Source organism: Brevibacillus sp. HB2.2, from assembly GCF_013284275.1.
GTDB classification, from domain to species: Bacteria; Bacillota; Bacilli; order Brevibacillales; family Brevibacillaceae; genus Brevibacillus; species Brevibacillus brevis_D.
The window spans coordinates 48,725-69,063 of record NZ_JABSUV010000007.1; the positions used below are offsets into that span (position 1 = coordinate 48,725).

Here is a 20,339-nt window from a genome sequence, read left to right on the forward strand (position 1 = left end):
ACTGTCGAAATGCAACTGGTTGGCCGATTACGCCATGTTTTTCCTACGCTGGAGTTGATCTGGAGGAATATGTGTAAACGAACCGATCACGACATCTGGCAGTTCCTGCTGATAAATTTCGATAGCTTGCTTCATGCCGAATACTTCGCCTTGTGCTTTTGGAATCATCGCCAAGTAGCTCTCTGGATCGATATTCAGATTTCGCAGCTGAATCAGCTTAATGCCTGTTCTGCGGATGAACTCGATCATCGCTTCCATTTCCTCTTCGCGGTCAAACACGCCAGGGAAGCACAAGTAGTTAATCGACGTATACACGCCCTTGGATGCAGCGTACTCAGCAGAACGCGCTACATTTTCCAACGTGTAGTTGCGTGGGCGGTAGTAAGCATTATAGTGTTCGTCAATCGCACTGATAATACTCACGCGCATCAGATCAAGTCCGGCATCGACAATGCCCTTGATATGATCCGTCAAGCCCGCATTCGTATTGATGTTGATAAAGCCCATATCTGTCGTTTCCCTTACTCGACGCATAGCAGGAACAATGATGGAAGCCATCGTAGAAGGCTCACCCTCACAGCCCTGTCCGAAGCTGATGATGCTCTCCGGTGTCTTCAGGTGGTGCAGCATGACTTCCACCAGCTCGTCCTCTGTCGGCTTGAAGTTCATCCGCGTCTGTGGAGAAGGGAATCCACTGTCATCTGGTTGCTCGGAAATACAGCCGTAGCAACCGGCGTTACAGGTATAGGAAACAGGCAAGCTACCTTCCCAGCGGTTGAAAAAGTTATTGGAGGCCGTCAAGCATTCGTACTCCAACGCACAGTGGGACAAGTGGTTCAAAATGCGGTTTTGCGGAAACGTCTCCAACGTCTTTGCCACTCGCTGGCGCAGCTCATCCATCGGGAAGTTCAATGGGTCCCATTTGTAAATATCGTCACTCGCACGTCCCGTTACCCAGAAACGGTTATCCTTCCAGACGACTGCGGAGTAACCAAACAAAGGCAGCTTGCTTTCCTTGTTCGTTTTCACGTAGCCTGGCAGCAAGAGCCTTGTAATTCCTTGTGGCACAAGTGCACCTACTGCTGTACAACCATCCAACTTGACCATTTCACCTGTGGCAGGGTCCATTCCGATCGGCTCGGTGTCCGGCAAACTAACCAACGTCGATCCTTCCGGGAGCGGGATCAGTTCTTCTTCCAGAATTTCTGTCAATATATCTCCGTTACGAGCCACTGCAAAAAGACCTGGGTGGTCGTATACATTGCCTTTTTCATCTGCGTAAACTAAATACATGGGAAAATCGCCTCGCTTCTTTGCTTTGCCCATTGTATCGCATTGAAAAAGCAATGTAAATTGTATAGGGTTACCTGCCAAGATAGGGAAGTGGATTGATTGGCACATCATCCTGTCTTACTTCAAAGTGCAAATGGTAGCCCGTAGAGTTCCCCGTTTGCCCCATGTATCCCAATACCTCACCCGCTTCTACGGTTTGACCTGGTGACACCAGCAGCAGACGCATATGCGCATAAAAGGTTTGCAAGCCATCTCCGTGATCTATCACAACCATCCGCCCGTAGCCTGACCGATTGGCGCCAGCCTCCACAATAACTCCTGCCCTCGCTGCCAAAATTGGGGTCTTTGATTCCTGTTCATTCCACAAATCCACACCCTTATGTGTTTTTCCCCAACGCGCTCCAAATCCACTTGTAATCGTAGCTTCTCTGACAGGCCAACTTAGACCGCCGCGAATCCTCGTGATGACTTGCCGACTTGCTGCTTGAACGGCACTTCGCTTCTGCTCCGGATCATTACCCAACATCGGATTGCCTTTAGCGATAGGAACATACACGACCTGTCCTACATACAGGTTGTCCGACAGCCATTTTAGCAGCGGATTTCGTTCGATTAACGATTCCCGACTCACACCGTACCGCCTTGCTATGTAATCCAGCGTTTCTCCCTGTTTCACCATATGTCCGACTTCATCACGCTTGATGATTAGCTTCATGCCTACGCTTAACAGATGGGGATTCGTAATGCTATTAGCTTCTACCAGATTTTTCAAAGAAAGACCGTAGCGCTGGGCGATACTGGATAGCGTATCTCCTTGCCGAACAGCGTACACCACTGAATTTCCTTTCGTTGCTGGTGCAGGTGAAGCCAGACTGGCATAGGGATTAAACGCTTGAAATAGCGCTTGCTCCACGACCGCTTGTTTCGCTTCCATCTGTGACTCCACCGGAGCGCTAACTTGCACGTACTCCATGAAGCATCTCCTCCTTCTTTTCCAGCTCCCTTCCTAACGGTATGCCAACGCCACAAAAAAAATGACGGTGAGTCATCATGAACTCACCGTCGTGCTAGCTGCTTTCCCTCTGCCTTGTTGCTTAGACTCTAGGGTTTGCAAAAATTCTTCGTTTGTTTTTGTATCTGCCAACTTTTTAATAAAGGAGTCTACAAACTCATTTGTTTCATTCATGTTTTTCCGGATCATCCACAGCTTATCCAGCTCTTCTTTGGTGAGCAGTAGCTCTTCGCGGCGCGTACCCGAACGGCGGATATCGATCGCTGGGAAAATTCTGCGCTCCGCCAGCTTGCGATCCAAATGAAGCTCCATGTTTCCGGTTCCTTTGAATTCTTCATAGATCACATCGTCCATACGGGAGCCGGTCTCAACCAAAGCAGTCGCCAAAATGGTCAAGCTACCGCCTTCCTCAATATTGCGCGCTGAACCAAAAAAGCGCTTCGGACGATGGAAGGCTGCCGGATCAATACCACCGGACAACGTTCGACCACTTGGAGGAATAACCAAGTTGTAAGCACGAGCGAGACGTGTAATGGAATCCAGCAGGATCACCACGTCTTTTTTGTGCTCAACCAATCGCTTTGCACGCTCCAAGACAAGCTCAGCAACTTTGATGTGATTCTCAGGCAACTCGTCAAAAGTCGAGGCAACTACCTCTCCTTTGACAGATCGCTGCATATCCGTTACCTCTTCCGGGCGTTCATCAATGAGCAAGACAAACAAGTGGATATCCGGGCGGCTTTCGGTAATGCTGTTGGCAATTTCTTTGATCAGCATGGTTTTCCCCGCTTTTGGCGGAGCCACAATCAATCCACGCTGACCCAGTCCAACAGGAGAGAGAAGATCCATCAGGCGAGTGGAAACACGTTCAGGGGCTGTCTCCAGTACGAGCTTGGTTTGAGGATACAACGGTGTCAATGCGGGGAAATGAAGACGCTCTGCGGCTGTCTCAGGGTCTTCTCCGTTCACTGCCTCTACTTGAAGGAGTCCAAAATAACGTTCATTCTCCTTCGGTGGTCTTGCTTTTCCTGATACCACATCCCCCATCCGCAGATCAAAACGGCGAATCTGCGACTGGGAGATGTAGATATCTTCTGAGCTGGGTAGATAGTTAATGGGGCGGAGGAAGCCGTATCCCTCCGGCAATATTTCGAGAACCCCCTCCATAAACATAAGACCATCCCGCTCCGCTCTTGCCCGAAGAATCGCGAAAATCAATTCCTTCTTCTTCAGCTGGGAGTAGTACGGAATATGGTATTCCTTAGCCAGCTTATAGAGGTCGGTCAGCTTCTTTTCTTCTAGTTCAGAAAGTAACATACATCCACCACTCTTTATTTACTCTTGAAAAAACCTAGCTCAACTAATACATGCAAAAATGATTTTCTTACAAACCGTTGCGTTCTAAGCGGTGGTTCCCTTCAATGAAACGTACCGTTCCGGTTTTCGCACGCATAACAACGGAATTGGTTGTCGCACGAGTTCCCTGGAAGCGAACCCCTTTGAGCAATTCACCATCCGTTACACCTGTCGCTGCAAAAATGGCGTCATCACCTTTTACCAAATCATCCATGAACAGTACTTGATGAGGATTCGTCAATCCCATTTTGACACAGCGTTTAATCTCATCTTCATTTTGTGGCAGGAGCTTGCCCTGAATTTCTCCCCCGAGGCATTTCAAGGCAACAGCAGCAAGAACACCTTCAGGAGCTCCTCCAGAACCGAACAAAATATCTACACCTGTATCTGGGAAAGCGGTATTGATCGCAGCGGCTACGTCTCCGTCAGAGATGAGTCGAATACGCGCACCTGCCTCACGAATTTCGTGGATCACCTTAGAATGACGATCACGGTCAAGTACAATAGCAACCAAATCGCTGATATCTTTCCCTTGTGCCTGCGCTACCGCCTTCAGGTTATCGCGAATCGGTGCGTTGATATCGACCTTGCCGACTGCTTTAGGCCCTACTGCCATTTTCTCCATATACATGTCTGGAGCATGCAACAAATTTCCCCGGTCTGCGATTGCAATGACCGAAATCGCTCCCCACGTACCTTTTGCGAGGATATTGGTTCCCTCCAAAGGGTCTACAGCCACATCGACTGCCGGAGCCACTCCCTGGCCCAGACGTTCACCGATGTACAGCATTGGCGCTTCGTCCATTTCGCCCTCACCAATTACTACGACGCCATCCATTGGCACTTTCATAAATTCATTGCGCATTGCGGTCGTTGCCGCATCGTCAGCCTCATCTTTTTTTCCGAGACCCATCCAACTGGCAGAAGCCAAAGCAGCAGCTTCAGTCACACGTACCAGTTCAAGTGTTAAACTGCGTTCCATTCTGGAAGACTCCTCTCCTGGTGATTGGTTAACGCTGGTGGTTTTCCATACTCTGCAGGCCTACCCGAGTAATATCGGCTCCCAAGGCTTGCAACTTGCCCACCAAGTTTTCGTAGCCACGATCTATATGTTCGAGTCCTTCTAATTCTGTCGTGCCGTTCGTTGCCAAGCCTGCAATGAATAAAGCTGCTCCCGCACGCAAATCTGAAGCTATCACCTTGGCACCATTCAGTTTGCTGCCGCCTTCGATGACAGCGGATCTTCCTTCAATCTTCAAGGAAGCTCCCATGCGGCGCAGTTCATCTACATGTCGAAAACGCGAGCTGTAAATATTGTCCGTCACGATGCTTGAGCCTTTGGCAAGAGTCAGCAAGGTCGTGATCGGCTGCTGGAGATCCGTTGGAAAACCCGGATACGGACTCGTTTTCACATCGATTGATCGATAAGAATCATGTCCGATGACTTGAATACTGTCATCCTGCTCTACCACTTGCGCACCGATTTCGCGTAGCTTGGCCGTTACAGACTCCAAATGTTTCGGAATAACATTCTCCACCATCACGTTGCCGTTCGTAGCCGCTGCCGCAATCATGTACGTCCCAGCTTCGATCCGATCAGGGATAATCGTATGACGGCATCCGCGCAAACGTTCTACGCCTTGAATGCGGATCATGTCCGTTCCGGCACCTTTGATGTTTGCTCCCATATTGTTGAGTAAGGTTGCGACATCGACGATCTCAGGCTCACGGGCAGCGTTTTCAATAATGGTCACACCGTCTGCTTTGGCAGCAGCCAGCATGATGTTAATAGTCGCACCCACACTGACCAGATCGAGATAAATTCTTGCACCCTGCAAACGTCCATTTTGGGCACGGATAGTCATGACGCCGTTTTTGTTCTCCACTTCGGCGCCCATCGCTTCAAAGCCTTTGATATGCAAATCTACTGGACGCGGACCCAAATCACAGCCACCTGGCAAGCCAACCTGGGCTTCACCGAACTTGGCGAGCAAGGCTCCCCACAAATAGTACGAAGCACGAAGCTTTTTGATGCGACCATTTGGCATGAGCATCAGCCTCATACTGCGTCCGTCTACTTCCATCCAGTCTTCTTCGAACAGTACGTCAGCTCCCATTTCCTGCAAGAGCTCGTGATAAATACCTACATCCTGAATACGGGGGAGATTATCAATAACAACGGGTCCATCTGCCAGCAACGCTGCTGGTATGAGTGCGACTGCGCTGTTTTTTGCTCCGCTGATGGTCACCGTCCCCGCGAGCGGTTTTCCACCGTTGATGATCAGCTTATCCATGCTTTGCTCTCCTCAGGCGTAATCGGGAAAGAAGCACCTTCCCCAATGGAAAAGGTGCTTGGACTTTCAACACGTGTCCTTATTTTTGCATGCTTGCCCAGTCAGCTAGGAATTTCTCCAAGCCACTGTCTGTCAGTGGATGGGCAATGAGTTGTTTGAAAACTTTCGCTGGAATGGTAGCGAAATGAGAACCACGGCGGGCTGCCTCCGTTACGTGAACAGGGTGGCGCACAGATGCCGAAATGATTTCGGTATCGATACCGTGAACAGAAAAGATTTCTGCAATATCTTCGATCAATTGCATACCGTCTTGACCAATATCATCCAAGCGTCCCAAGAACGGAGACACGAAGCTCGCACCTGCGCGCGCAGCCAAAAGTGCCTGGTTCGCGGAGAACACCAATGTTACGTTTGTTCTAATTTTGCGTTTGGCAAAATACTTGGTTGCCTTCAAACCTTCTGCGGTCATTGGCAGCTTGATGACGATGTTTTTCGAGAGAGCAGCGAGCTTCTCTCCCTCTTCGATCATGCCTTTTGCATCTGTACTGATGACTTCGGCACTAATCGGACCGTCAACAATATCGAGGATTTCTTTCAGGGTTTCTACAAAATCGCGTCCTTCTTTGGCAACCAGAGACGGATTTGTCGTTACGCCCGCCAGAACTCCCCATTCGTGAATTTCGCGGATTTCTTCAACGTTTGCTGTATCAATCAAAAAACGCATGATTATCCTCCCAGTTACGCGCGGTTGCTGCTTCCGAACAAGCGCATTTTTCCTTTGACTACTTCCTTGATCGCATCGCGAGCAGGGCCTAGGTATTTGCGTGGGTCGATCTCATTCGGCTTGGCAGCCAGCACTTTGCGAACTGTTTCCGTGCATGCGACTTGGCTTTCTGTATTTACATTGATTTTTCCTACGCCCAAACGAATGGATTCGATAATCGCTTCGTCTGGTACGCCGGAACCACCATGAAGAACGATCGGCGCTCCAATGTTGCTCGCTACTTTTTCGATAATGTCGTAGCGGATTTTTGGAACCCCTTTGTACATACCGTGTGCTGTACCTACAGCAATCGCTACGTAGTCTACTTTTGTTTCTTCCCAGAAGCGGATTGCTTCCTCAGGATTTGCCAGAGTGGCATCTTCCTCGTCAACAGACAAGTCGTCTTCCACCCCGCCGATGGTACCGAGTTCACCTTCTACCGATACGCCAACAGCGTGAGCAGCCTCTACAACCTGTTTGGTCAGGCGAAGGTTATCTTCAAACGAATGATGGGAACCATCGAACATAACAGAAGAGAACCCAGCACGAATGCACTTCATAACCATGTCAAAATTGCTACCATGGTCAAGATGCAAAGCAACAGGAACTCCTGCGCGTTCAGCAGCCACTTTTGCAATCGCTACTGTATAATCGATCCCCATGTATTTCAATGCACCCTCAGAAACACCAAAGATCACAGGCGATTTTTCTTCCATCGCAGCTTCCGTAATCGCTTGAGTAAACTCCAGATTGTTCAGGTTAAATTGTCCGACGGCGTATTTATGCTTTTTGACGTCTTCGGTAAAAGCGGTCATAGGTACCAGTGGCATTTTGTAAATCCTCCTCTAGCAGACTTCAATCATGTGGCTTATTATACCACAGACAAGCATTTGTTAACAGGGACGCTTGTACCCTGACCTTTGCAGTCTGTTCCTAACAAGCTAATTGCTGATGTACTGCCATTCGTAGTTCATCAATATCAAACGGCTTTGTAAAATGAGTCAATGCTCCCAGTTGTGTTGCTTCTTTGATCATGTCCAGCTCTCCGTAAGCTGTCATCATGATGACTTTGATTTCTTGATTGATCTTCTTGATGTGTTTCAAGATCTCAATACCATCCATCCCAGGGATCTTCATGTCGAGGATAACCAAATCTGGTGATTCTTTTTCCACGATTTCCAATGCCATTTTCCCGTTTGCTGCCTGAAAGGTCTTGTACCCTTCTTTTCCCAGCACCTCATACAGTAAAATGCGAATCCCATACTGGTCATCCACAACCAGTACCTTTTTATCTTGTTTGTCGAACATTCTGATTCCCCCCTGACGAATGCGTTTTCTTAATTATTATGGGTTCGCCTAAAATCAGGAAACTCCTTCACGTTTTTTGCTGAACGTCAACTTAAAATTTCCTATGGGCTTCATTTCGAGTATAATGGGAAAAACCAATTTCCCCTACACACAAGGAGCCAGATACTCACTATGGATGCTCTGTGGCTGATTTGCTTGTTAACTTTTATTATCCATACGACAGAGACACTTACCTTCGGAATCCGTTTTGCAGGGGTACAAACGGGCAGGATCGCTGTAGCGTTGTCTCTGGTCGGGATTGTATTGCTCCTCTCCCGTACTTCCAACCTGATTCAAGGACCATTCACTGGGGGATTTATGGATCAAGCTGCAATCCAACACTTTGATCCTAGCATGTATTTGCACGTGATTATTGCAGCGTCCTCGCTCGGAACCTTAGCAGCTATCGTACTGTTTCCCACTTTCGTCCAAATATCGAAACGAATGATCTCGCACTTGGAGACAGCGGGCTCGATTCCGCAAATGATTCGGACGGCAGTTACTGTAGAAACTATCCGACGCGTCCACCATCATGTCCGGATTCCTAGCTGGCAAGCCATCTCACGCTTTCGAATCAAAGGCGTTCCCAAACGATTGCTGTTATTAAATGCATTGGGGACAGCGATCTACACAAGCAGTGTACTATCTGTGTTGTACGCGACATTGCTAGCCCCAGATTACAAAGCAACCGTTCTGATGTCTTCCGGATTAATCAACGGCTTTGCCACGATTTTCATGACGATTTTGGTAGACCCGCAAATCGCCCTTTTGACCGAAAAAGCGATGCAAGGGAAAACCACGCAGGAATCGATTCGCGACATGTACCTGTGGCTGATGATCTCACGTTTTATCGGAACGATTTTGGCTCAATTCCTGCTCATTCCCGCCGCCTACTGGGTTGCTTGGCTATCTCCCTTGTTCCATTGATCTGCTTTTAAAAAACACAAGACGCACCTGCGACCATACATCGCGGGTGCGTCTTTCTATTTATCGACCTATGTTATTTGTTCAGGGAAGCCTTCACGAAGTCACGGAACAGTGGCTGCGGACGGTTCGGACGGGATGTGAACTCTGGATGGAACTGTGTCGCTACATACCATGGATGTTCTGGAACTTCCACGATTTCAACCAGACGACCATCTGGAGTTGTACCCGCAAAACGCAAGCCCATTTGCGCCAATTGATCACGATATTCGTTGTTCACTTCATAGCGATGACGATGACGTTCATAAACCAAGGTGCTTCCGTATGCAGCCTCAGTCAGCGTTCCTTCTTCCACTTTGGTTGGACCGAGACCCAGACGCATGGTACCGCCCTTGTCCTCGATATCTTTTTGCTCTGGCAAGAGGTCAATCACCGGATACGCTGTATTCGGGTTGATCTCGGAGCTGTTTGCGCCATCCATACCCGCTACGTGGCGAGCGAACTCGATCACAGCGATTTGCATACCCAGGCAAATTCCGAGGAATGGTACTTTATTTTCACGGGCATAGCGCGTAGCGATGATTTTACCTTCGATACCACGATCGCCAAAGCCGCCTGGTACGAGGATACCATTTACATCACCGAGCAGTTCGCCAACATTCTCTGGCGTAACTTCTTCCGCGTGCACCCATTTGATTTCTACTTTGGAGTCGTTCGCATAGCCACCATGGTACAGCGCTTCTGCTACGGACAAGTAAGCATCATGCAGTTCTACATATTTACCAACGATTGCAATGGTAGTCGTTTTGGACAGGTTTTTGATTTTCGTTACGAGCGATTTCCACTCTGTCATATCCGCATCCTGGCAAGTCAGACCCAAGTGGCGGCATACGTAATCGTCCAATCCCTGTGCTTGCAATTGCAGTGGTACATCGTAAAGGCTATCAGCATCTACACATTCCACTACCGCGTTTTTATCGATATCACAGAACAGAGCCAGTTTGTCTTTCATTTCTTGCGTCATCGGTTGCTCGGTACGTGTCACGATCACATTTGGTTGAATACCCAAGCTGCGCAGTTCTTTCACGCTGTGTTGCGTAGGCTTGGTTTTCATTTCACCTGCTGCCTTGATGTATGGTACCAGGGTTACGTGAATGTACATGACGTTTTCACGACCGATGTCACTTTTGATCTGGCGGATGGATTCAAGGAATGGCAAGCTCTCGATATCCCCAACAGTTCCACCGATCTCGGTAATCACTACATCTGCCCCGGTTTCGCGACCTGCACGGAAAATGCGATCTTTGATTTCGTTCGTGATGTGTGGAATAACTTGAACGGTTCCTCCCAAATAGTCGCCACGGCGTTCTTTGGCGATGACAGTCGAGTAAATTCTACCAGTTGTCATATTGGAGTTAGCGCTCAGGTTGATATCGATAAAGCGCTCATAGTGGCCCAAGTCCAGGTCTGTTTCCGCACCATCGTCCGTTACGAAAACTTCCCCGTGTTGATACGGACTCATCGTTCCCGGGTCAACGTTGATGTATGGGTCACACTTCTGGATGGTTACCTTCAGACCCCTATTTTTTAAGAGTCGGCCCAGAGAAGCCGCTGTAATTCCTTTTCCCAACGAGGATACAACCCCGCCTGTCACAAAAATATACTTCGTCATCGTTAACGTCCCCTCTTTCCCTCACCCTTAAGTTGTTATAAAAATCGAATGAAGACGGCTCCAAAAAAAAAGAAAAACAAAAGCGAGTCCTATCCCGTAAAGAAATGGGGTAGGGGCACTTTTGTTTTATAGTTTCCCATATTTGATCCTTCTTCATGTGAAGCCCAAGGAGTATTTTATCTGTCCCTCAAGCGGAAGTCAAGGACCTATTTCTCGTCTTCGTCGTCGGGCTCTTCGTCGGATTCCTCTTCCTCAAGCTCTTCGTCCTCTTCGAACATCTCATCCTCTTCGTCTTCGAGTTCTTCCTCGTCGATTTCTCCATCGATTTCTTCTTCTTCGATTTCAGAATCTTCGTCGACGAATTCCTCTTCGTCCTCAAAGATGACAACATCGTCTTCTTCGTATTCTTCGACACCTTCGTCTTCGGTATCGTAATCGTCGAAGTCGTCTTCCGTGACGATTTTCTTCTTCTTCGTTCCGCCACCCTCTTGAGTTTCCTCCACGGTGTCAGTTGGGTACCAACGTTTCAATCCCCATACATTGTCACCAAGGCATACGAAACGGCCATCAATGTTAATTTCTGTGTATACTTGCGCGATGATTGCCATGAGTTGTTCATCTGTCAGCTTGCGTACTGCAACCAGTTCATTCATCAGCTCGCGGAAGTTGTAAGTGCGGTTAGTTTGACGCAAAATTTCATACGCAATGTCAACTAACGCCATCTCACTCAGTTTCTCGGAATCAATATGAGCAAACAATTGACTCACTCAGGGCACGTCCTTTCCATATGAAAACGATTGATTTGAATACTGACCCGGTGCCCTGTTCGGGGGACGCAGGCTCGTATAAGTCATTCATAAATGATATCGATTTCTTTGATTGTACATCGTACAACATAAGAAGGCTATCATACAGTATTCCTTATTTTAGACGAAAATGCAAGGCTTTCAAACGGGGGCCGCCTAATTCTTGTCGACATCAAAACCAAAGACATCCCTCGGCAATCGCTACCGAGGGATTTGTCTTACATATTTCTGCGGTATTGTCCGCCCACTTCATACAAGGCAGCACTGATTTGTCCAAGCGATGCTACTTTTACCGTCTCCATCAGCTCGGCAAAGATGTTCTCTCCCGCCATAGCCACTTCCTGAAGGCGCCGCAGTGCAGCCGCAGACACATCCTTGTGGCGCTCCTGGAATGCACGGAGATTTATGATTTGCTGTTCTTTTTCCTCTTCGGTCGCACGAGCCAGTTCAATCTCGTAATCGTCCTCAGACGCATTCGGATTGATAAAGGTGTTCACCCCAATAATTGGCAGCTCACCCGTATGCTTTTTCATCTCGTAATACATGGACTCGTCTTGAATTTTGCCGCGCTGGTATTGGGTCTCCATCGCCCCGAGCACACCACCGCGAGAACTAATCCGCTCAAACTCTTGCATAACTGCCTCTTCTACCAGATCAGTCAACTCGTCGATGATGAATGCCCCTTGAAGCGGGTTCTCATTTTTTGCGAGGCCCATTTCCTTGTTGATGATCATCTGAATTGCCATCGCACGCCGCACAGAGTTCTCTGTTGGGGTCGTAATCGCTTCGTCGTATGCATTCGTATGGAGAGAATTACAGTTGTCGTAAATGGCAATCAAGGCCTGCAAGGTCGTTCTGATGTCGTTGAAATCCATCTCCTGCGCGTGCAAAGAACGGCCAGATGTCTGGATGTGGTACTTCAGCTTTTGGCTGCGGTCATTTGCACCATAACGATTTTTCATCACCGTTGCCCAAATACGGCGAGCCACACGTCCAATCACGGTGTATTCCGGATCGAGACCATTGGAGAAGAAGAAGGACAGGTTCGGCGCAAAGTCATCGATGTTCATGCCGCGGCTCAAATAGTACTCGACATAGGTAAATCCGTTAGACAGCGTAAACGCAAGCTGCGTAATCGGATTCGCCCCCGCTTCCGCAATATGGTAGCCAGAAATGGACACGGAGTAGTAGTTCCGCACTTTCTGATCGATAAAATACTGCTGGATATCCCCCATCATCCGCAAGGCAAATTCTGTCGAGAAGATGCACGTGTTTTGCCCCTGATCTTCTTTCAAAATATCTGCCTGAACGGTTCCGCGAACAGTCGACAGCGTGTACGCTCTGATCTGCTTCGCTTCGTCCTCGGTAGGCTGACGCCCTTCTTTTTGGACAAAAGCATCCAGCTGCTGCTCAATCGCCGTATTCATGAACATGGCCAAAATCATGGGCGCAGGACCGTTGATCGTCATGGACACAGAGGTGCTAGGTGCACAAAGGTCAAAGCCGGCGTACAGCTTTTTCATGTCATCCAAGGTGCAAATGCTGACCCCACTCGTACCGATTTTTCCGTAAATATCCGGGCGGTAGTCAGGGTCCTCACCATACAGCGTTACCGAGTCAAAAGCCGTACTGAGTCGTTTCGCTTCATCATTTTGAGATAGGAAGTGAAAGCGTCTGTTCGTCCGCTCTGGAGTACCTTCGCCTGCAAATTGTCGCTTGGGATCTTCTCCCTCGCGTTTAAACGGAAATACTCCTGCGGTATACGGGAACTCCCCTGGAACATTTTCTTTTAACGACCACTTTAAAATTTCGCCCCAATCCTCGTAATCAGGGACGGCTACTTTTGAAATGCGTGTACCGGACAAAGATACGCTGAACAACTGGGTAACCAATTCCTTGTCGCGAATTTTCGTGACGAATTGATCCTTCCGATACGCTTCCTTCAGCTTCGGCCAATTCTCGAGAATACGTCGGCACTCTGGATGCAGCTTTTCTTCAAAGAGAACGATTTGTTTATCGAGTACCGCCACCAGCTCGGCAGCGGCAGAATCTCCAGAGGCAAGTACGGTCTCCTTTGCACCCTGCAATTGGAACAGCTTGCGGGCAATCAACGACTGCTCTTCAGCATAGGCACGGTATTGGCGGACGGTGTTGGCAATGTCCTGCAAATAATTGATTCTCTCTGTCGGAATCAACGAAGTTTTATGAATCTTTACAGGAGTCGTATCCAAATGCTCTACAGACCAGTCAACGCCAGTCTTTTCTACAATTCGATGCATCAGGGCAGCAAACAACACATTCGTTCCCGGATCGTTGAATTGGCTCGCAATCGTACCGTACACAGGAACCTTCTCATCCGGCAGCTCAAAAAGCTGATGATTGCGTCGATATTGCTTGCGAACCTCGCGAAGAGCGTCCTCTGAGCCTTTGCGCTCAAATTTGTTGATCGCGATCACATCAGCGAAGTCGAGCATATCAATCTTTTCCAGCTGAGATGGTGCCCCGAATTCACTGGTCATGACGTACATGGAGACGTCGCACACTTCTGTGACCTGCGCATCCCCCTGACCAATCCCGCTCGTTTCCACAATAATCAGATCAAAATGGGCAGAACGGGTTACTTGAATGGCGTCTTTTAATGCAGCAGACAGCTCCATGCCTGATTTGCGAGTAGCGAGACTGCGCATGTAAACACGCGGTGTCGAATTGGCATTCATGCGGATGCGGTCGCCAAGTAACGCTCCACCTGATTTTTGCTTGGATGGATCGACAGACAAGATCGCAACCGTCTTCTCGGGATAAACGCGAATAAATCGACGAACAAGCTCATCAGTTAATGAGCTTTTTCCTGCTCCACCCGTACCTGTAATCCCTAATACCGGTATGGTTGAATCAGCTTCCACTAAGCTTTCTCGGAGAGGTTCTGTCCATACAGGCTGGTCCACTGCATACTCCGCAACGGAAATAAGCCGGGCAATCGCCTGATGGTTTTGTTCGCGCAAGCCTGCTACTTCTTCCTCCAGCTGCTTAACGGTTGGGAAGTCGCTACGTCTGATCATGTCGTTGATCATGCCCTGCAAGCCCAATCGTCTGCCGTCATCTGGCGAGTAAATTTTACAGACTCCGTACTCTTCCAATTCCCTTATCTCGCGTGGAACGATAACGCCGCCACCGCCACCAAAAACACGGATATGCTCTGCTCCCTGCTCGCGTAATAGATCAATTACGTATTTGAAATACTCCACATGACCGCCTTGGTAGGAACTGATGGCAATCCCTTGCACATCCTCCTGGACAGCGGCTGTTACAATATCGTCAACAGAGCGGTTGTGTCCGAGATGGATAACCTCTACTCCCGACGATTGTAAAATACGGCGCATGATATTAATCGAGGCATCGTGACCATCATACAGACTGGCTGCGGTCACAAAGCGAACCTTGTTTTGCGGACGATACACTTCCGTTTCCATCGTTCCACTCTCCTTTTTATACGTTTAAAAAGGAGGAAAAACAGGGCCAAGCAGATCAAGGCGCAGTAGACGCGAAGTATGCTTGGCACCCTATGTTTTCCAGACTTTTCAAACTCTCTTCTTAATCGGAGACACTGATTTCGCGAAGCAACAGGGCAATTTGCTTCTCTGTGTACTCCTCAATGGTATAGTGCTTTTTCAATGCCCAGCGGCGGAAGACCCACATTTCGCCCAAAACCATGATATTGTCTGCCATCAGCTTGACGTTCTTTTCGTCAATTCGCAACGAACCATCGGCAATCCCTTTTTCCAGGATTTCGACGAAAATATGCGAAATGGCTTCTTCACGCCCTAATACGTAGCGGAGTGTTTCTTTTGGCAATGATTTGGCTTCCTGATAAATAAGCAAAACGCGGTCGCTCATCTGATCCATCACACGGATCAGACTTTTTAGTGCTACCTTTAATGTTTTCAAGCCTGTTCCGTTGAAGTTGATCGCTTCACGCAAGCGCGTCTCCATCTCCGCATGAATGGCATCGCAAACAAGATAGAGAACGTCTTCTTTTGACTCGATATACTCGTACAACGTACCAATACTAAATCCAGACGCCCGGGCAATCTCCCTTGTCGTCGTTTTATGAAAACCTTTATTAACGAAGAGATGAACGGCAGCCTCAATAATCTGCTCTCGTCTTCTTTCGATCAGTTTTGGGTCCTTTACCAGGGACGGTATCGTTTTTCTCTTTTCAGACACTCCAAATCCACCTTTCCAACCGACTGAGCGTTTGGTCAGACGCCTCATAGAAAAGAAGGCGCAAACACTCTACTTTTGTATCATCGCAGATCATTATACGCGAGTAAGAGCACAAAGCCAAACTTTTCTTTTCTATGTGTGTAATCGTGTTGGAAGACGGGATAGCTTCCTACTCTTTTAGCAGGAAATTGCTGATCACGACACGTTGGATTTCATTTGTTCCTTCATAGATTTGTGTAATTTTGGCATCACGCATAAAGCGCTCCACAGGATATTCCCGGGTGTAGCCGTAACCTCCGAAAACTTGAACAGCCTCGGTTGTCACTTCCATTGCTGTATCTCCTGCAAATACTTTGGACATCGCAGATGCTTTGCCATATGGTAGACCTTGATCCTCCAGCCACGCTGCTTGGTAAGTGAGCAAACGGGATGCCTCGATCTTGGTTGCCATGTCTGCCAGTTTAAACTGGATTGCCTGCAAGGAAGCGATTGGTTTGCCGAACTGACTGCGTTCTTTGGCATAATTCCGTGCATGCTCGTACGCCCCTTGTGCAATTCCCAATGCTTGAGCGGCGATACCGTTTCTTCCACCGTCCAATGTCATCATCGCGATCTTGAAGCCTTGGCCTTCTTCGCCCAGTCTATTTTCTACCGGTACGCGCACATCTTCAAAGTTGACCGCAAGTGTTGGCGAGGAACGGATACCCAGTTTCTTCTCCTTTTTCCCCATCGTGAAGCCATCCATGCCTTTTTCAACGATAAAAGCCGTGATGCCCTTATGATTCAATTCTGGTTGAGTGACCGCAAATACGATGTAGATTTCTGCTTCACCTGCATTAGTAATGAAGATTTTGGTGCCATTTAAAATGTAGTGATCGCCATCGCGTACGGCTGTCGTGCGCATTCCAGCAGAATCAGAGCCAGACCCCGCTTCGGTCAAACAGTACGCGCCCATCTTCTTGCCTTCTGCTAATGGACGCAAAAACGTTTGCTTTTGCTCCTCTGTCCCGAATTTGTAAATCGGCCAGCTCGCCAAGGAAACATGTGCAGACAGTGTTACACCGATGGAGGCATCCACACGGGAGAGTTCTTCCACTGCAATGACGTAGCTCAGGTAATCTGCACCTGCTCCGCCGTATTGCTCCGGCCAAGGAATCCCTGTCAGTCCAAGCTCAGCCATTTGCTCAAAAATGGAACGATCAAAGCACTCTTCTTCATCGCGCTCGGCTGCTGTCGGAGCTACTTGATTCTCTGCAAAGTCGCGAATCATTTTGCGCATCATGTCATGTTCTTCCGTCAGTTGGAAATTCATATGGCTCACTCCCCCATGTGCTTTTCATTTTTCTATTAATCAGCAAGCAAATGCTTGGCGATAACGATTCGCTGAATTTCGTTGGTGCCCTCATAGATTTGCGTTACTTTCGCATCCCGGAATAGACGCTCAACCGGATATTCTCTGGTGTAGCCATAGCCACCGAAGATTTGTACGGCTTCTGTGGCGAGCTCCATCGCGGAGTCAGTGGCAAAGCGCTTTGCCATCGAGGCTTCCATTCCACAAGCAATTCCTTGACTGCGCAACCACGCAGCTCGGTATACCAGCAATCGGGCTACTTCTGCTTTCGTCGCCATGTCAGCCAGCTTGAAAGCGATGGCTTGCTGCTTGGCAATCGATTGTCCGAACTGCTTGCGTTCCTGCGCGTACTCTGTCGCGTATTGGACTGCGGCTTCGCAAATACCAAGCGCTTGTGCAGCAATCCCGATGCGACCGGAATCCAGATTCGCCATTGCGATACAGAAGCCTTCCCCTTCCTGTCCAAGCAGGTTGGCAGCCGGTACACGGGCATTGTCGAATACGAGCTCTGTTGTATAGGAACCGTGAAGTCCCATCTTCTTTTCCTTTTTCCCAACCGTGAAGCCCGGCGTATCCTTGTCTACGATAAAGGCCGATATTCCCTTGGGTCCTTTTGTCGAGTCAGTAACGGCAAAGGTGATATAGGTATCAGCCTCCCCGCCGTTCGTGATGAACACCTTGTTTCCGTTCAGGATGTATTCATCGCCTTTTTTCACGGCTGTGGTTCGGATACTGCTCGCATCAGAACCTGCATGCGGCTCAGTCAAGGCAAAAGCTCCGAGGTATTCCCCACTCGCAAGCTTGGTCACGTATTTGCGTTTTTGCTCCTCGGTACCGAAGTAGAGAATCGGGTTCGTCCCGACGGAGGTATGCACGGACAAAATAACACCTACTGTCGCACTCACCTTGGAAATCTCGTGAATGGCCAAAATGTAGGAAATAAAGTCCGCTCCCGCTCCTCCCCACTCTTCGGCAATCGGAATGCCCATGAGCCCCATTTCGCCCATCTTTTTGAGGATCTGACGTGGGAACTGGTCCGTCTCCTCCATCACCGGGACGAATGGTGCGATCTCTTTCTGGGCAAAGTCTCGCACCATGCGGCGCATCATCTCTTGCTCTTCGTTCAATCGAAAATCCATGTCCGTCCTACCTTTCTGCGAAATCTTCGGTTAGCTGTACACGTAGAAACCACGACCGGATTTTTTGCCTAGCCATCCTGCTTTTACGTACTTGCGCAGCAATGGGCATGGGCGGTATTTCGAATCACCGAACCCTTCGTGCAGTACTTCCATAATGTAGAGGCAAGTATCCAGCCCGATGAAATCAGCCAGTTGAAGCGGCCCCATCGGATGGTTCATGCCCAGCTTCATCACTTCATCGATCGCTTCCGGTGTTGCAACTCCTTCGTACACGCAATAAATCGCTTCATTCAACATGGGCATCAGTACCCGATTGGACACAAAGCCAGGGAAATCGTTGACGCTCACGGGTACCTTGCTCATTTGTTTGGACAAATCTTCTGTCAGCTGATAGACCTCATCGGACGTTTGCAGCCCGCGGATGATCTCAACCAGCTTCATCACCGGAACAGGGTTCATAAAATGCATCCCGATTACTTTTTCCGGCCGCTTTGTAACTGCCGCAATCTCAGTAATTGGCAGCGAGGATGTATTGCTCGCGAGCACCGTATGCGGCGGACATACTTCATCCAGCTTGGAAAAGATTTGCGTTTTGACCGCCATGTTTTCTGTCACCGCTTCTACCACAAAATCTGCTTCAGACGCATCTGCCAGATCAGTAGACAGTGTCAAACGGCCGAGAATCGCTTCCTTATCTGCTTCGCTGAGCTTGCCTTTTTCCACGTTGCGTGACAAGTTTTTCGTAATCGTGGCCAGACCGCGCTCTACAAATGCTTGCTGGACGTCGTTCAGAAAAACGCGAAAGCCAGCCTGCGCCGCTACTTGGGCAATCCCGCTGCCCATTTGTCCTGCCCCGATGACCATAATCGTTTGTACGTTCATGCAAAAAGGCCTCCCTTAGTCTACTTTAATCAAGATGGCGTCACCCTGTGCGGCACCGCTGCAAATTGCCGCGATCCCTAAGCCGCCGCCTCTTCTTTTCAATTCATAGGCGAGGTGCATAATGATCCGAGCGCCACTCGCGCCAATCGGGTGTCCGAACGCAATCGCTCCCCCGTTTACATTCACTTTCTCTGCGTCCCAGCCAACGATTTTGCCACTGGTCAAAATTACCGCGGCAAATGCTTCGTTTACCTCAAATAGATCGATCTCCGAAAGCGAGACACCTGTCTTTTCCAAAAGCTTGTTGATCGCAAGCCCCGGAGTTGTCGCGATATAAGGAGCCTCTGCGCCGACCGCAGCGTGTCCCAGTATCGTCGCAAGCGGCTTGATGCCCAGCTGTTGTGCTTTCGCTTCTGACATCAGCACCATTGCTGCCGCTCCGTCGTTGATTCCCGGTGCATTGCCTGCCGTGATTGTTCCGTCCTTTTTGTACACGGGTGGCAGCTTCGCCAATCCTTCCACGGTGGTATCCGGACGTGGTCCTTCATCGACGGTTACTTGCAACGGCTCCCCTTTTCTTTGCGGAATGGAAACCGAGACAAGCTCGTCGGCAAAAAGTCCTTTTTCCATCGCTTGTGCGGCTCTCTGCTGGCTGCGCAGCGCCCACGCATCCTGCTCTTCTCGCGTAATCCCGTTCTCTTCCGCCACATTACTGCCGTGAACAGCCATCGCCACTTGATGAAACGGGCAAGTGAGGCCGTCGTACATCATGAGATCACGTACGGTCGAATCTCCCATCCGCATTCCGTTACGTGCATCTGGCAGTGCATACGGTGCGTTGCTCATGCTTTCCATGCCACCAGCGACGATGATTTCTCCGTCCCCGGCCCGAATGATCTGGTCCCCCATCGTCACTGCACGCATCCCGGACGCGCATACTTTGTTGATCGTCTCACTCGCTACATTCCACGGCAAACCAGCTTTACGAGCTGCCTGGCGTGAGGGCACCTGACCCGCACCTGCCTGCAAGACCATACCCATGATCACTTCGTCCACCTGATCGCCGGAAATACCAGCGCGCTCTACCGCTTCCTTGATTACGATGGAGCCGAGCTCTACTGCCGATAGCGCTTTCAAAGAGCCACCAAACTTACCAAAAGGGGTACGCGCTGCCCCTACAATGACCGTTTTCATCGAATGCCCTCCATTCGGATGATGTTTCACATCAATAAAAACTAAATTGATCGAGCGTTCGTTCATTTTGCATACTTTTATT

The 20,339-nt window shown here is 49.1% G+C and carries 17 protein-coding genes; 1 reads left to right on the top strand and 16 read right to left on the bottom strand.

Going from position 1 to position 20,339, the window contains the following annotated elements; translation table 11 throughout:
• Nucleotides 1-27: 27 nt before the first annotated feature.
• From HP401_RS06770 to HP401_RS06805, 8 genes are all read right to left on the bottom strand, one after another.
• Nucleotides 28-1,293, bottom strand: a complete 1,266-nt coding sequence (locus tag HP401_RS06770) for a radical SAM family protein (RefSeq protein WP_173604516.1) — start codon at nt 1,291-1,293, stop codon at nt 28-30.
• Nucleotides 1,294-1,363: 70 nt separating this feature from the next.
• Complete coding sequence (locus HP401_RS06775; protein ID WP_173604517.1) at nt 1,364-2,266, bottom strand: M23 family metallopeptidase; 903 nt, start codon at nt 2,264-2,266, stop codon at nt 1,364-1,366.
• A gap of 75 nt (nt 2,267-2,341) precedes the next feature.
• Nucleotides 2,342-3,622: a transcription termination factor Rho gene (gene rho / locus HP401_RS06780; RefSeq protein ID WP_015893654.1), complete on the bottom strand. Its 1,281-nt coding sequence runs from the start codon at nt 3,620-3,622 to the stop codon at nt 2,342-2,344.
• 67 nt (nt 3,623-3,689) lie between these two features.
• On the bottom strand, nt 3,690-4,643 hold the full coding sequence (glpX, locus tag HP401_RS06785) for a class II fructose-bisphosphatase (protein WP_015893655.1): 954 nt from the start codon (nt 4,641-4,643) through the stop codon (nt 3,690-3,692).
• A 28-nt stretch (nt 4,644-4,671) separates the two neighbouring features.
• A complete protein-coding gene (locus tag HP401_RS06790; protein ID WP_173604518.1) occupies nt 4,672-5,955 on the bottom strand; it encodes a UDP-N-acetylglucosamine 1-carboxyvinyltransferase in 1,284 nt (427 codons plus the stop codon).
• Nucleotides 5,956-6,034: 79 nt separating this feature from the next.
• Nucleotides 6,035-6,679: a fructose-6-phosphate aldolase gene (fsa, locus tag HP401_RS06795; protein ID WP_173604519.1), complete on the bottom strand. Its 645-nt coding sequence runs from the start codon at nt 6,677-6,679 to the stop codon at nt 6,035-6,037.
• Nucleotides 6,680-6,693: 14 nt separating this feature from the next.
• Complete coding sequence (gene fba / locus HP401_RS06800; RefSeq protein ID WP_016740164.1) at nt 6,694-7,548, bottom strand: class II fructose-1,6-bisphosphate aldolase; 855 nt, start codon at nt 7,546-7,548, stop codon at nt 6,694-6,696.
• 103 nt (nt 7,549-7,651) lie between these two features.
• On the bottom strand, nt 7,652-8,026 hold the full coding sequence (locus tag HP401_RS06805; RefSeq protein WP_007725537.1) for a response regulator: 375 nt from the start codon (nt 8,024-8,026) through the stop codon (nt 7,652-7,654).
• 171 nt (nt 8,027-8,197) lie between these two features.
• Between HP401_RS06805 and HP401_RS06810 the strand changes: the two genes are divergently transcribed.
• A complete protein-coding gene (locus HP401_RS06810) occupies nt 8,198-8,992 on the top strand; it encodes a lipid II flippase Amj family protein (RefSeq protein ID WP_015893659.1) in 795 nt (264 codons plus the stop codon).
• 73 nt (nt 8,993-9,065) lie between these two features.
• On the opposite strand, the gene HP401_RS06815 is transcribed toward HP401_RS06810, so the two are convergent.
• From HP401_RS06815 to HP401_RS06850, 8 genes are all read right to left on the bottom strand, one after another.
• The gene (locus HP401_RS06815) at nt 9,066-10,661 is read right to left on the bottom strand and encodes a CTP synthase (protein ID WP_015893660.1); all 1,596 of its coding nucleotides are present in this window, start codon (nt 10,659-10,661) and stop codon (nt 9,066-9,068) included.
• 206 nt (nt 10,662-10,867) lie between these two features.
• Entirely contained in the window at nt 10,868-11,428 is a 561-nt protein-coding gene (gene rpoE / locus HP401_RS06820) for a DNA-directed RNA polymerase subunit delta (RefSeq protein WP_173604520.1), read from the bottom strand.
• Nucleotides 11,429-11,685: 257 nt separating this feature from the next.
• The gene (gene icmF / locus HP401_RS06825; RefSeq protein WP_173604521.1) at nt 11,686-14,937 is read right to left on the bottom strand and encodes a fused isobutyryl-CoA mutase/GTPase IcmF; all 3,252 of its coding nucleotides are present in this window, start codon (nt 14,935-14,937) and stop codon (nt 11,686-11,688) included.
• A gap of 121 nt (nt 14,938-15,058) precedes the next feature.
• A complete protein-coding gene (locus HP401_RS06830; protein WP_173604522.1) occupies nt 15,059-15,691 on the bottom strand; it encodes a TetR/AcrR family transcriptional regulator in 633 nt (210 codons plus the stop codon).
• A 169-nt stretch (nt 15,692-15,860) separates the two neighbouring features.
• Nucleotides 15,861-17,003 carry an acyl-CoA dehydrogenase gene (locus HP401_RS06835; RefSeq protein ID WP_015893664.1) on the bottom strand — a complete coding sequence of 381 codons (1,143 nt, stop codon included), beginning with the start codon at nt 17,001-17,003 and terminating at the stop codon, nt 15,861-15,863.
• 35 nt (nt 17,004-17,038) lie between these two features.
• On the bottom strand, nt 17,039-18,181 hold the full coding sequence (locus tag HP401_RS06840) for an acyl-CoA dehydrogenase (protein WP_173604523.1): 1,143 nt from the start codon (nt 18,179-18,181) through the stop codon (nt 17,039-17,041).
• A gap of 30 nt (nt 18,182-18,211) precedes the next feature.
• On the bottom strand, nt 18,212-19,063 hold the full coding sequence (locus HP401_RS06845) for a 3-hydroxybutyryl-CoA dehydrogenase (protein ID WP_047069849.1): 852 nt from the start codon (nt 19,061-19,063) through the stop codon (nt 18,212-18,214).
• A 15-nt stretch (nt 19,064-19,078) separates the two neighbouring features.
• On the bottom strand, nt 19,079-20,257 hold the full coding sequence (locus tag HP401_RS06850; protein ID WP_087341800.1) for an acetyl-CoA C-acetyltransferase: 1,179 nt from the start codon (nt 20,255-20,257) through the stop codon (nt 19,079-19,081).
• Nucleotides 20,258-20,339: the final 82 nt, after the last annotated feature.